The 13,772-nt window shown below is 42.8% G+C and carries 12 protein-coding genes; 5 read left to right on the forward strand and 7 right to left on the reverse strand.

The window, feature by feature from the left end:
• Window positions 1–51: 51 nt before the first annotated feature.
• The 4 genes from folP to FAZ19_RS04675 all read right to left on the reverse strand — a co-directional run bounded on the left by folP (window position 52) and on the right by FAZ19_RS04675 (window position 2,939).
• Window positions 52–891 carry a dihydropteroate synthase gene (gene folP, locus FAZ19_RS04660; protein WP_136819417.1) on the reverse strand — a complete coding sequence of 280 codons (840 nt, stop codon included), beginning with the start codon at window positions 889–891 and terminating at the stop codon, window positions 52–54.
• 147 nt (window positions 892–1,038) lie between these two features.
• Window positions 1,039–1,521 (reverse strand): DUF4920 domain-containing protein, encoded by a 483-nt coding sequence (locus tag FAZ19_RS04665; protein WP_136819418.1) that lies wholly within the window; start codon window positions 1,519–1,521, stop codon window positions 1,039–1,041.
• Window positions 1,522–1,536: 15 nt separating this feature from the next.
• Complete coding sequence (locus FAZ19_RS04670; protein WP_229707248.1) at window positions 1,537–2,118, reverse strand: L-threonylcarbamoyladenylate synthase; 582 nt, start codon at window positions 2,116–2,118, stop codon at window positions 1,537–1,539.
• An 8-nt stretch (window positions 2,119–2,126) separates the two neighbouring features.
• Window positions 2,127–2,939 (reverse strand): 2,3,4,5-tetrahydropyridine-2,6-dicarboxylate N-succinyltransferase, encoded by an 813-nt coding sequence (locus tag FAZ19_RS04675; protein ID WP_136819420.1) that lies wholly within the window; start codon window positions 2,937–2,939, stop codon window positions 2,127–2,129.
• Window positions 2,940–3,078: 139 nt separating this feature from the next.
• On the opposite strand from FAZ19_RS04675, the gene FAZ19_RS04680 reads away from it, so the two are divergent.
• A complete protein-coding gene (locus FAZ19_RS04680) occupies window positions 3,079–3,483 on the forward strand; it encodes an RNA-binding S4 domain-containing protein (protein ID WP_136819422.1) in 405 nt (134 codons plus the stop codon).
• A gap of 54 nt (window positions 3,484–3,537) precedes the next feature.
• Here FAZ19_RS04680 and FAZ19_RS04685 read toward each other — a convergent pair whose 3' ends face one another.
• The 3 genes from FAZ19_RS04685 to FAZ19_RS23785 all read right to left on the reverse strand — a co-directional run bounded on the left by FAZ19_RS04685 (window position 3,538) and on the right by FAZ19_RS23785 (window position 10,072).
• Window positions 3,538–5,004, reverse strand: coding sequence for a glutamate synthase subunit beta (locus FAZ19_RS04685; protein ID WP_136819423.1), 1,467 nt, complete (start codon window positions 5,002–5,004; stop codon window positions 3,538–3,540).
• 18 nt (window positions 5,005–5,022) lie between these two features.
• Window positions 5,023–9,537 carry a glutamate synthase large subunit gene (gltB, locus tag FAZ19_RS04690; protein WP_136819424.1) on the reverse strand — a complete coding sequence of 1,505 codons (4,515 nt, stop codon included), beginning with the start codon at window positions 9,535–9,537 and terminating at the stop codon, window positions 5,023–5,025.
• 364 nt (window positions 9,538–9,901) lie between these two features.
• Window positions 9,902–10,072, reverse strand: a complete 171-nt coding sequence (locus FAZ19_RS23785; RefSeq protein ID WP_169305566.1) for a hypothetical protein — start codon at window positions 10,070–10,072, stop codon at window positions 9,902–9,904.
• 303 nt (window positions 10,073–10,375) lie between these two features.
• Here FAZ19_RS23785 and FAZ19_RS04695 point away from each other — a divergent pair, with 303 nt between their 5' ends.
• The 4 genes from FAZ19_RS04695 (at window position 10,376) to FAZ19_RS04710 (ending at window position 13,770) form a co-directional block, all read left to right on the forward strand.
• A complete protein-coding gene (locus tag FAZ19_RS04695) occupies window positions 10,376–11,473 on the forward strand; it encodes a mandelate racemase/muconate lactonizing enzyme family protein (protein ID WP_136819425.1) in 1,098 nt (365 codons plus the stop codon).
• Window positions 11,474–11,528: 55 nt separating this feature from the next.
• Window positions 11,529–12,509: a deoxyhypusine synthase family protein gene (locus tag FAZ19_RS04700; protein WP_136819427.1), complete on the forward strand. Its 981-nt coding sequence runs from the start codon at window positions 11,529–11,531 to the stop codon at window positions 12,507–12,509.
• 16 nt (window positions 12,510–12,525) lie between these two features.
• The gene (locus FAZ19_RS04705; protein WP_136819429.1) at window positions 12,526–13,071 is read left to right on the forward strand and encodes a hypothetical protein; all 546 of its coding nucleotides are present in this window, start codon (window positions 12,526–12,528) and stop codon (window positions 13,069–13,071) included.
• 117 nt (window positions 13,072–13,188) lie between these two features.
• Window positions 13,189–13,770, forward strand: a complete 582-nt coding sequence (locus tag FAZ19_RS04710) for a non-canonical purine NTP diphosphatase (RefSeq protein WP_136819430.1) — start codon at window positions 13,189–13,191, stop codon at window positions 13,768–13,770.
• Window positions 13,771–13,772: the final 2 nt, after the last annotated feature.

Here is a 13,772-nt window from a genome sequence, read left to right on the forward strand (position 1 = left end):
GATCAAAGAGCCAGTACGCGTATTGATTCTTTAATCTTTTTTCTTTAATCCTTAATAAAACAAGTCGATAAGCTGTTTTGCTTCTTTCACATCGTGTACGCGAAGTATTTGGACCCCTCTTTCCAATAGAAGCGTGTTTAACGCAGTAGTAGCATTTAAAGATTCGTTTGGCGTGATCCCCAATTTTTTATAGATCATAGACTTTCTCGATATACCACCGAGAATAGGCAATCCGAAATAATGTAATTCATTCACACGGTATAGCAATTCATAATTTTGTTCCATCGTTTTTGCAAAGCCAAATCCGGGATCTATAATGATATCTCGAACACCTAGCGTTCGTAATGCTGCTATACGTTCGCCTAAAAATAGGGCTACATCGGTTACGATATCATCGTATGCAGTCTGCTGTTGCATATTCTCCGGAAGTCCGCGCATGTGCATAAGGATGTAAGGAACCTGCAATCGAGCCACTGTGGAAAACATCAGTTCATCAATTGTTCCGCCTGAAATGTCATTGATGATATGTACTCCCGACTTTATAGACTCCTCAGCTACATCGGCACGAAAAGTATCAATCGAAAGCAGGATATTCGGAAATTCCCTCCGTATCGCTTCGATGACTGGCAATGCCCTGTCCATCTCCTCTTGGGAGGAAATTAAGGCGGCACCGGGTCGTGATGAACAGGCACCAATATCGATAATGTCAACCCCCTCAGTGATCAGTTGCAGCGCCTTTGCTATGACATGGTCAATGGTGGTATGTTTTCCTCCATCATAAAAGGAATCCGGAGTTACATTGAGTATGCCCATAAGTAAGGGTTTCTCAAATGTCATGAGTTTTCCGTTTATATTGATTGATTGGGCGGGATGCGTTTGGAACTTGTTCATGAAACCAGCTATTTGATAAAAGAAAGTGACGTGTTATTACCTGTACGTCATTGCGATGAGCATAGCGAGGAAGCAATCTTCTGGACTTAATAAAAGAAGACAGCTTCGTGTCTTCTCGCGATGACGATAATTTGCCTTTTTTGCTTTTTAGTTCACAACAAGTACACCATCAGCAACGACCGAAATATCTTTTTTCGGTTTTGTCATTTTTTTGGCGATTTCTGCTGCACTTTGTCCCTTATCTTCCGCATAATGTTTTTGCCATTCTACCGTCGTTTCCTTCACTTTTGCTTTTCCTTCGACCACGACAGTTTTGCCGATGATATCGGCAGGAACGAAATAAGCGTAATCTGTAAAGCGAACCATGATGGGTTCTTGGTCGCCTTCACGTTTTAACGTCATAAAGCAACCTTTTTTCGTACAGACTTCAACTACTTCACCTTGAATCTTTCCGCTAAAAATAGCATCTTTTTTGAAGGTGTTTTCTAAGGTTTTTACCGAAATAGCACCTGTTTTGTCGATTGTTTTACCATAGGTCACTCCCGGCTTGGCCGGAGTAATTTTTTGTTGCGCATGGGATACCGATACCAGTACAGCGCATAGCGACCAAAGAGCAATTAATTTATTCATATGTACATTAACTGTTTACTTACGTAAAAATTCGAATTTCCCACTCGGATCAAGCCGCATGATAACAGAAGGTGTTCCTTCGCTTTTATCCTGCTGACCAAATTTGACAATATAATCCACACCAGCTTTTATTTCTTCGGATATCTCATCGAAGGATGTCGCCGAAAGTATTCCGCTTAAATTTGCTGATGTGGAGACAATGGGTTTTCTAAACCGTTGCAATAATTGCTGACAAAATGGATGCGCTACGATACGGATTCCGATCGAGCCATCGTCGCCAACCACATTTTCTGGTAAATTTTTCGATTTAGCATACACTATTGTAAGAGGCCTATCTGTCGCTTCTATCAACTCATACGCGATCTCCGGAACGTCATGCACATAACCCGCCAATTGATTGTCACTATGTAGCAGGACGATCATACTCTTACTTTTATCCCTACCTTTTAATGCAAACACTTTTTCAACAGCTTCTGGATTAGTCGCGTCACAGCCGATCCCCCAAATGGTATCGGTCGGGTACAAAATTAATCCGCCGTTTTTTAATGTTTCGAGCGCTTGATTCAGATCTTCTCTATTTACAAAAGTGGACATCATGAGTGTTATTAAACGGCAACATTATGTTCGCGCAAAGCATCATTTAATGAAGTCTTTTTGTCCGTAGATTCCTTCCGTTTTCCGATAATTAACGCACATGGAACCTGATATTCACCAGCAGGGAACTTCTTAGTATACGAGCCTGGGATCACTACTGAACGAGCTGGCACATAGCCTTTGTATTCAATAGGTTCTGGTCCGGATACGTCTATAATTTTAGTCGAGGCTGTCAATACAACATTGGCGCCAAGAACAGCTTCGCTTTCGACACGGATACCTTCCACCACAATGGTACGGGATCCTACAAAAACATTATCTTCGATTACAACTGGTGCTGCCTGTACGGGCTCTAGTACTCCACCAATTCCCACACCCCCTGATAAATGGACATTTTTGCCTATTTGAGCACAAGAACCTACGGTTGCCCATGTGTCGACCATCGTCCCTTCATCTACATACGCACCAATATTCACATATGAAGGCATCATGATCACACCTTTTGCAAGATATGCACCATAGCGGGCTGAAGCGCCAGGTACTACACGGACACCCAATTCCTTATAGTTTGTTTTCAACTTCATTTTATCATGGTAAACGAAAGGTTTGTTGTCAATCTCTTTCATTTCACGAATAGGGAAATATAAAATCACGGCTTTTTTAATCCAATCATTCACATGCCAACGGTCACCAATAGGTTCCGCAACCCGTAAATGGCCAGTATCCAGCTTCATGATTACATACTGAATAGCCTCAAAATATTCCTTATACTGTAATAACTGTCTGTCTTCCCAAGCGTCTTCAATTAGTTTTTGTAATTCCATTTTAAATTTAATGCGGTTTAAAAAATAAGAACAAAGATGCTGATTTTTGTTGAGAAGTCGTTTACGCGATTGGCTATTTTTAATGGAATAAGATTAATTTAGTGTTGTATATGCACGTCAAGTTGGTTAAGTTTGTTATATGGCTATTGAACCCGAAAAATTGCGCATTGATAAATATCTGTGGTGTATCCGCCTCTTTAAGACCAGAAGTCTAGCGACTGAGGCTTGCAAAGCCGGTCGCGTGAAGTTAAAAGGACAAAATATTAAACCATCGTATGTTGTAAAGATAGGAGAGGTATATACCGTCCAAAAAGGTGTGGAAAGAAAGGTGATACGTGTAACGGGACTACTCGAACGGCGCGTGGACGCAAAAACAGCGGTTCAGTTCTATGCAGATGAAACACCTGTGGAGGAAACATATGCCTTTAAATCGGTTTTTCAGGCACCAGTCTTGAAAAGGGATCCAGGGGCGGGACGTCCGACCAAACGGGATCGTCGGGAAATAGATGGGCTTCAAACAGAGTGGTGGGAAGAACAAAAATAAAACCGCCTTTCAGATGATGAAAGACGGTTTTGGGTAAATATATTGATCGATTAGTTACGCATAATTATACACTGCTTCTTTGCTTTCTAGCTCGGTGTTTCCCATCAGGAATTCATCGACTTTACGTGCGCATTCGCGCCCCTCTGAAATGGCCCATACCACTAAGGACTGACCTCTACGCATGTCGCCCGCTACGAATATCTTATCGGCAGTTGTTTTATATTCACTTTCTGTTGCCTGAACATTTCCTCTGCCATCCAAGGTCACGCCTAATTGCTGGAGTAAACCCTCATGCTGCGGATGTAAGAAACCCATAGCTAGGGTAACCAATTCGCACGGAATTTCACGTTCTGAGCCTTCGACTTCCTTGAAGGATGTAGGTCTTCCTAGTGCATCTGTTTCCCATTCGAGGTCTACAACTAATGCGCCGCGCAATTTGCCTTCGGCATCGCCCAAAAATTCTTTCGTACTAATACTCCAATATCGTTGACAACCTTCTTCGTGTGAAGTAGTGGTCTTCAATAGCATGGGGTAGGTCGGCCATGGCATTGCAACGGTACGTGTTTGTGGCGGTTGGGGCATTAACTCAAATTGCGTTACTGATTTGGCTCCATGGCGATTCGACGTTCCGACACAATCCGATCCGGTGTCGCCACCGCCGATTACCAGCACGTTCTTACCCGTTGCGGTTATCTCTTCCACATCAATAGGCGAATTTCCCACTCGTTGGTTTTGTTGCTTTAAGAATTCCATGGCAAAGTGCACACCTTTAAGCTCACGGCCCGGAATATTCAGGTTACGTGGGATGGTGGATCCGCCAGCTAATACAACGGCGTCATATTGGTTCAATTCAGAGGCAGGTACATTTTTTCCTACTTCAGTATTGGTGCGGAATTCGATGCCCGATTCTTCCATAATTTCAACACGGCGGTCGATAACAGATTTATCCAATTTAAAATCCGGAATACCATAGCGTAATAATCCGCCTACTTTGTCGTCGCGCTCATAAAGCACGACATCGTGACCCGCCTTGTTTAATTGTGCGGCTGCAGCCAGACCTGCAGGTCCGCCCCCGACAACAGCAACTTTTTTTCCTGTTTTCAAGAAGCTCTTATTGGGTTTAACGTATCCCTTTTTATAGGCAATCTCGATAATATGCTTTTCAATTTCTTCGATAGCTACCGGTGATTTGTTAATACCTAGTACGCATGCTGATTCGCAAGGTGCCGGGCAGATACGCCCAGTAAATTCCGGAAAATTATTGGTTGATGACAATATATTATAGGCATCTTCCCATTTTCCATCGTATACGGCGTCGTTAAATTCCGGAATCACATTCCCTAGCGGACATCCGGAATGACAGAATGGAATTCCGCAGTCCATACAACGTGCCGCTTGACTATTTAATTGATCCTCTGAAAAGAGGTGTACAAATTCTTGATAATTCTGTTTTCTACTTTCTACAGCGTCTTTCTGAGGAAGCGCTCTATCAAATTCTAAAAATCCTGTTGGTTTTCCCATGATACTTTCCCTCTAATTTTATGCTACAACCAATTTTTTTCTCAATACATTTTTGTATTCACGTGGGAATACCTTGATGAAGCGAACTTTCTCTGCTGCCCAATTATTGAGGATGTAAGATGCTCTTTCGCTATTTGTCAACAAAATATGGCGCTTCAACAGTGCAATAATTGCTGTTTCATCTTCAGATTCCAGTGGGTCTAGATCAACCATTTCTTGATTACAGTTTTCTCTAAATGTGCCACTGACGTCGTAAATCCAAGCAATACCACCACTCATCCCTGCGGCAAAGTTACGTCCGGTAGCTCCTAGGATTAGTGCTTTCCCTCCTGTCATGTATTCACATCCGTGATCGCCTATTCCTTCTACAACAGCTGTAGCTCCGGAATTGCGCACTGCAAAACGTTCGCCAGCCATGCCGTTAATAAATAGGTGTCCTGAAGTGGCACCGTACAGGGCGACATTACCTATGATGATGTTTTCATGCGGAACGAGTGTGCTGGATTTGGCTGGATAGATTGCTAACTGTGCACCTGATAGTCCTTTTCCGACGTAATCGTTAGCTTCGCCTTCTAATTCAAATGAAATTCCTTTTGTATTGAAAGCGCCGAATGATTGACCGGCCGAACCTTCAAATTTGAAGTTGATGGTATTATCAGGAAGTCCCTCCGAACCGTATAGCTTCGATATTTCATTCGATAATAATGTTCCGATCGTACGGTCTGTATTCTTTACAAGGAATGTTCCGAATACGGGTGTTTTATTATCCAAGGCTGGTCTCGCTTGTTTTACCAAGCCCCAATCCAAAATCATACTCATTCCATGATCCTGCTCTTCTGTGTTGTAAAGCGTTTCGCCTGCCGCATTTCTGGCGACGTGTAAGATTCCGGAGAAATCAATTTTATCCGCTTTCCAATGTTGGATGTCTTCACGTTTTTTGAGGAATTGTGCACGTCCTACCATTTCATTGATGGTACGGAAACCCAACTCTGCCATGATCTCCCGCATCTCTTCGGCTAGGAAATGGAATAAGTTTACAATATCTTCAGGTTTTCCAGAGAATAGCTTGCGTAATTCAGGGTCTTGGGTTGCTACACCAACTGGGCATGTATTTAAGTGACACTTACGCATCATAATACATCCGCCAGCTACTAAGGCCGCAGTGGCTACACCCCATTCTTCAGCACCTAATAACGTGGCGATTACTAAATCGCGACCAGTTTTCATTTGGCCATCGGCTTGTAGTATCACGCGACTTCTTAGCTTGTTCTGCACCAATGTCTGGTGTGCTTCCGCTAATCCCAATTCCCACGGAAGGCCAGCGTGTTTAATCGAACTGATTGGTGAAGCTCCTGTACCTCCGTCATAACCTGCAATTAGAATTACATCGGCGTGGGCTTTCGCAACACCTGCTGCAATGGTTCCGACACCGGCTTTAGAGACCAATTTCACGTTGATACGTGCATCTCTATTTGCGTTTTTGAGGTCAAAAATTAATTGCGCTAAATCTTCAATCGAGTAAATATCGTGATGTGGAGGAGGGGAGATAAGTCCAACACCTGGTGTGGAGTGGCGTACTTTAGCAATCCATTCATCCACTTTGTGTCCAGGTAATTGACCTCCTTCACCCGGTTTAGCCCCTTGTGCCATTTTTATTTGAATTTCATCCGCCTGCGTCAAATAATTCGATGTTACACCGAATCGTCCTGAAGCGACCTGTTTGATAGCCGAACGCATGGAATCGCCGTTAGCTAATTTTTGGTAGCGTAACTCATCTTCTCCACCTTCACCTGTGTTGGACTTTCCGCCTACACGGTTCATGGCAATAGCCAAGGTACTGTGTGCTTCATGGGAAATTGATCCGAAAGACATCGCACCCGTTGCAAACCTTTTCATGATCTCACTTGTAGGTTCTACTTCATCAATAGAAATTGGGGTGCGGTGCTTCGCAAAATCCAACAACCCACGTAGGGTAAAAATGCGCTCTTTCTGATTATTGATGAGTGCTGAATACTTCTTAAAGGTCTGGAAATCGTCGGTACGGCATGCCTGCTGCAATAAGTGTACCGTTTGCGGATTCCATAAGTGCCCTTCACCACGTCTTTTCCACTGGTAGACGCCACCTTCGGGCAACAGACCTTTTGGAGAACGATTGTTTTCAAACCCTCTCCAATGTTTAGCCAAAGCCTCTTTAGCAATATCGTCTAGCTTCAAACCGCCGATGCGTGAAACTGCGCCACAGAAGTATTTGTCTACAACCTCCTTGTCAATACCCAGCACTTCAAATATCTGTGCGCCGTGATAAGACTGAAGGGTAGAAATACCCATTTTTGAAAATATTTTTAATAGGCCGTTGCAGACTGCCTTAACGTAATTTTTCTTTAATTGCTCCCAGGTAAGTTCGGTGTCTAATCGTCCTTCCTCACGCATGGTACGGATACTTGCCAACGCCATATACGGGTTGATTGCTGTAGCGCCAAAAGCCAACAGGCAAGCGAAGTGGTGTACTTCCCAAGCATCTCCGGCTTCTACGACCAAACCAACAGCTCCGCGGTTACCTGTTTTGATCAAATAGTGATGTACGGCAGATACAGCTAGTATAGAAGGGATCGCTGCATGCTGTGAATCGATCGCTCTATCCGACAAGATAATCACTTCGAACCCATCACGGACCGCATCGTCAGCATAGCGGCAAAGGCGCTCGATGCCAGCTTCCAAAGAACCTGGTTTGCCATCTGCACGGAAATAAGCCTGTAATGTTTTCGCCTGGAATACGCCGGTATCAATCGACCGTAATTTTTCCAGCTCGCTGGATGTTAATATTGGGTGCTCTAAGGTCACACAGTGACAGAACTTTTTATCTTCAATTAATATATTTCCCGCATTGCCTATGAATGTAGCCAAACTCATCACCAAACGTTCCCGAATGGGATCTATCGGTGGGTTAGTCACTTGGGCGAAGAATTGTTTGAAATAGCTTGATAGGTGCTGGGGTTGATCAGAGAGTAATGCCAAGGGCACATCTGTACCCATAGAACCAATCGGTTCATAGCCCGTAACAGCCATAGGTGTAAGGATCGTTTCTAGATCTTCTCGCGAGTAACCAAAAGATTGTTGGTATCTGAAGACAGATTCTTTTGATAAATAAGTGAAGGTAACACGTGGTTTAGCCAACTCCTCCAACTTGATCTTATAGTTGTCTAACCACTCGCCGTAAGGTTGTTGACGAACTAATTCACCTTTTACTTCCTCATCGCTACGGATAACACCAGCTTCCATGTCCACAACAAATATTTTTCCCGGTTGTTGACGACCTTTTTTGATAATGGTAGATTCGTCTATCGGAAGCGCTCCAGCTTCTGAAGCGACGACAACCCGATCATCAGAAGTGATGGCATAGCGCAGTGGACGGAGCCCATTACGATCCAATGTAGCGCCAATAGTCTTTCCATCCGTAAAACATAATGCAGCAGGACCATCCCAAGGCTCCATCAACGTAGCGTGGTATTCATAGAATGCCCTTTTTAAGGGATCCATTTGCGTATTGCCGTCCCAAGCTTCTGGCACAAGCATGAGCATTACATGAGGTAGGCTACGACCACTATGCAATAGGAGTTCTACCACATTATCTAAACAAGCTGAATCTGATTGACCTTTGTCGACTACGGGTAACAAAATTTCCATTTCCTCTTCTGTAAAGTAAGGAGAAGAAAGGGAGCGCACGCCAGCGTAAAACCAGTTTAAGTTGCCGGTAAGTGTATTAATCTCTCCATTGTGTGCTATCATGCGGAATGGTTGAGCTAGCGACCAAGAAGGAAAGGTATTCGTCGAAAAACGCGAGTGAACCAATCCGAACGCCGAAACTACGCGCGCGTCGTGAAGATCTTCATAATAGGTGCCTACCTGATAGGTTGTCAACTGACCTTTGTAGATAATGGTCTTGCATGATAAGGATGCAATATATAAAGGTAGTGGGTAACTTTGTTTTTGTTTTATTTTTTGAATGATGAGACGTCTCAATACATACAGCTTCCGTTCAAATTCCTCTGTATTGGCTACACCTTCTGGTCGGGAAACGAAAAATTGAACAATTTCAGGTTCAGCTCCTAGTGCTGTAGGGCCAATGCCTTGACGGTTCACTGGAACGGAACGGAACCCTAGAAAGTTCATATTACGTTCTTCTGTCGCTTCCTGTATTATCGTTCGGCAAAATTGATTCAATTCGGTTTCTTTCGGAAGAAACACCATTCCCGTTCCATAATAACCAGGTTCCTCCAGTTGAATGCCTAATTTAATACATTCTTCCCACAAAAATTCGTGTGGTAACTGAATCATAATACCGGCGCCATCTCCACTCTCTGGATCGCATCCACATGCGCCACGGTGTTCCATGTTTTCCAACATAGTAAGCGCATCTTTCACCTGAGCATGTGATTTTTGCCCCTTGATATGGGCAACAAAACCAACACCACATGCATCATGTTCAAATTCCGGGTTGTAAAGTCCTTCTTGCTGCATTCTTTCGTTAATCATTTTCTCTCCTCAAAATATTGGTTTGCTAATATACGAATAATTTCTTTTTTAAATTGAATTATTTATAAAAAAGATGTGTGTATTTTGACTTTTCTTCAAAGAAGATTTGTGAAAATAATTGAATTCGCATTTATTGCGCTTTTAAATGTGAAAATGGAAATATCATTCAGAAGTGTTGTGTTACTACAGAACAATGAAGGGGTGTAGTCTATAAATTCGCATCAATAGCGTTTGTTTAGGGTGAAGGAAAATTCTTATTGACGTGCTCTTGGATACGTTCGGCTCTACGATAGATTTCTTCAGACAGATGATGTACTCTGGTATACTGTTCGAAGACGACCTCAACGTAGTCAAAAAAATCAGTTTAGATTTTGCGGATGTCGCCAAGTACACCAAAAAAATCCTGCTGATCCCTGTCTAGGGAGACGATATCCACAGAGACCTCCTCATAGCGACTGAGAACTTTGTATATTAGTTCGCTTCCTCCGTCGTCTTGTTCATCAAACGTTGTTACACTACGACATTGCGTTTGCAATTTCCAACCTCGCGTTCAATTAATTCTCATCTGATATCTGACTGATTTAACTTTTATAAATCGATTTTCTGCAAATTATCGTTAGCTACATACAAAAAACAAGATATTCCCTCCCCCAAAAAAGTCGTTTGTTGATCAGTAGGAAGTAGATAGTTTTATTGGTTAATTTGAGTTTTTCATTACCGGATGTAATAATGAAGTCTGAACTTTATTTATATTAGCTCAGAATTATAGCGGTAAAATCGGTTTTTAGTGTTGAACCGGTCTTAAACCAACTCAGTTTTATTAAATTCTTACTTTTCAATGAAAATAACACAAGTAGAAATCTACCGTTTAAGCATTCCAATGGAGCCGTTTGTCATTGCAACGGGTACGATGGATTATGCACAGAATACGTTTATTAGAATCCATACGGATGCAGAAGTATATGGCGTGGGAGAGTGTTCGGCTTTCCCCATGATTGTAGGCGAAACCCAGAATACCTGTATCAGTGTGGCGCAGGATTTTGCGAAGATCCTGAAGGGGAAGGATCCCTTGGCTATTGCAGATCGTCTCGCTGAACTCAACTTGTACATAGCAGGCAATGCAACGATCAAATCAGCCTTTGATATGGCGCTTTATGACTTGGCTGCCAAGCATGCAAATGTACCGCTGTATAGATACCTTGGCGGTAGTCCGCGCGACATAGCTACAGATATTACGATAGGTATTGCTACACCAGAAGAAATGGCTACCAAGGCGCTATCCTTTAAAAATAGTGGAGCTATCGCATTGAAAGTGAAGCTTGGTAAGCGGCCGCAGGATGATATCGCCCGTATCCGTGCGATCCGCCAGGCCGTCGGATTTGATATTCCTATCCGTATTGATGCCAATCAAGGTTGGACTTACGAGCAGGCGGTCGAGGCACTTACGGGTTTAGAATCCTATAAGATCCAGTTCTGCGAACAGCCTATGCGTACACATAATGATCATTTAATGCCTGAATTACGTATACAAACCATTGTTCCGCTTATGGCGGATGAGTCTGTATATTCGCATTACGACGCGGAAAGATTGTGCAAAAGTGATGCATGCGACTACGTCAATATCAAATTTTCCAAATCCACGGGAATTCAAGAGGCGTTAAAGATTCAGGCGATAGCTGCCGAGTACAATATACCTTGTATGATAGGAGGGATGCTGGAGAGCCGATTAGCCTTAGCAGCGAAAGTCCATTATGCCTATGCAGCTCCCAATGTTAAATTCTATGATCTGGATACCTGTATGATTGGACATTTAGAGGACCCTGTGGTAGGTGGTATCCAATATAATGGCTATCGTATTACCATTCCAGATGATATCGGGATCGGAGCGGATATGCAGCAGGCGTTTTTGGATAGCTGTGAGAAATGGGTGGTGTAGTTGCTCATTCGGATATATTCCATACCTTTGCCTTACTTAATAAAAAGATAATAATATGAGTTCACAAAAAGGTCCTATTTCCCAGTTTTTGGAGAAAAATTACCTACACTTTAACGCTGCTGCATTGGTGGATGCGGCTAAAGGATATGAGGCCCATTTGAATGAGGGAGGGAAGATGTTGATCTCCTTAGGTGGGGCGATGAGTACTGCTGAATTGGGTATTTCATTAGCCGAATTAATCCGCCAAGATAAAGTGGCCATTATTTCCTGTACAGGTGCTAATTTAGAGGAAGATGTGATGAATCTAGTGGCTCACTCGCATTACAAACGTGTACCGAATTACCGTGATTTAACACCTGAGCAAGAACGCGAATTGTTGGATCAACATTATAACCGTGTTACCGATACCTGTATTCCGGAAGAAGAGGCATTCCGCCGTCTACAAAAACATTTAGAAGATGTATGGCAATCGGCAGAGGCAAAAGGTGAGCGGTATCTGCCTCATGAATTTTTATACCAAGTCGTCAACTCGGGTGTGTTAGAACAGTACTACGAAATTGATCCTAAAAATTCATGGATTGTTGCGGCTGCCGAAAAGAACTTGCCAATTGTGTGCCCGGGATGGGAGGATTCAACCACAGGAAACATCTTCGCTTCTAACGTTATTAAAGGAAAGTTAAAAGCGAGTACGGTTAAATCAGGGATTGAATACATGATTTATCTGACGGAATGGTATCGGGCCAATTCAGAAGGTAAAGGAGTCGGTTTTTTTCAAATTGGTGGTGGTATTTCGGGCGATTTTCCAATCTGCGTGGTGCCGATGATGTACCAGGATCTGGAGTGGGAAGATGTGCCTTTCTGGTCTTATTTTTGCCAGATTTCAGATTCAACAACTTCCTACGGTTCGTATTCCGGAGCGGTTCCCAATGAGAAAATAACTTGGGGTAAATTAGATATTGATACGCCTAAATTTGTGATTGAATCGGATGCTACTATAGTAGCTCCATTGATTTTTGCTTATTTATTGGGACAATAACATATTAGATAGCGCATTGAAGAACTTATTGACAGATAATCCAGTAGCACTACAAGCCCTGATGTCGGAAACAATTTTTTCGACGGGATTTTCTGTACAAGAAGAGGCCAGCTCATCTGTTTCTAATGCAAGTATAACTCCTCAGCCGAGTGTAAGTACGGGCTCGGCTGAGGAATTTATATACCAAGGTGATAAGTCTACGGGGGTACTTTTTATCCTTCGCTATCCAGAGTATCCTTACTTTTCGCCACAGGCCGAAGAAGCTTTTGTGAAGACGATAGGCGCACTACAGCTTACGCCCCACAATGTTGCGGTAGTCAATTTGGCTAATGCACATAACCCGAATGATTTTAAACGCATCATGCAATTTTTTCAGCCTAAGAAGATTACACTTTTGGGGGTCGAACCTGCTTCGTTAAAACTGCCGGCTATAGCCCATAATTCGTATATGAAAGGGAAAATCGCTACCGTGTTCAACACATTCAGTTTTGAAGAGATGTTTGTCGATGTGCAAAAGAAGAAACTATTCTGGGGTGAGTTTAGAACTTTTATTGGGAGTTAGTGACTAAGGTTTAGGTATTGACCTCATAGAGGTCAGACCTTTATAGATAGCGACGGTTAATGGCTGGTTTTTTTTGCGACTTATTACTTTTGATTTTTTACTTTTTACTTTTGAAACATGCTAGAACTAGTTTTTGCAACCAATAATGCCCATAAATTGGAAGAGGTACAACAGGTCGTTGGTGATCAATTTCAGATTAGGTCGCTCGCTGATATCAATTGTCAGGATGATATTCCAGAAACAGGAGATACCTTTGAAGAAAATGCGAAGCAAAAGACCGATTACTTAGTGAATAAGTACGGGTTATATTCCTTCGGAGATGATTCTGGATTGGAAGTCGAAGAGCTAGATAATGCCCCAGGAGTTTATTCGGCTCGGTATTCCGGATCGCGGGATATGGAAAAGAATATTGACTTGGTGTTGGAAAGCTTAGCGGATAATCCGAATCGCAAAGCACGTTTTCGGACGGTTATTTCACTTTTCTTGAATGAGCAGCAGCATTTCTTTGATGGAATAATTGAAGGACAGATTATTCAGGAAAGAAGAGGAGAAGGTGGTTTTGGATACGATCCTATTTTTATACCGGATGGATACGAAAGGACATTCGCGGAGATGAGTGCCGCAGAAAAGAATCAAATCAGTCACCGCGCTATTGCTGTTCGCAAATTGGCAGATTTTTTAAAGGATTACCAAAGATAGGG

It is taken from the genome of Sphingobacterium alkalisoli (assembly GCF_005049105.1).
Lineage (GTDB): Bacteria > Bacteroidota > Bacteroidia > Sphingobacteriales > Sphingobacteriaceae > Sphingobacterium > Sphingobacterium alkalisoli.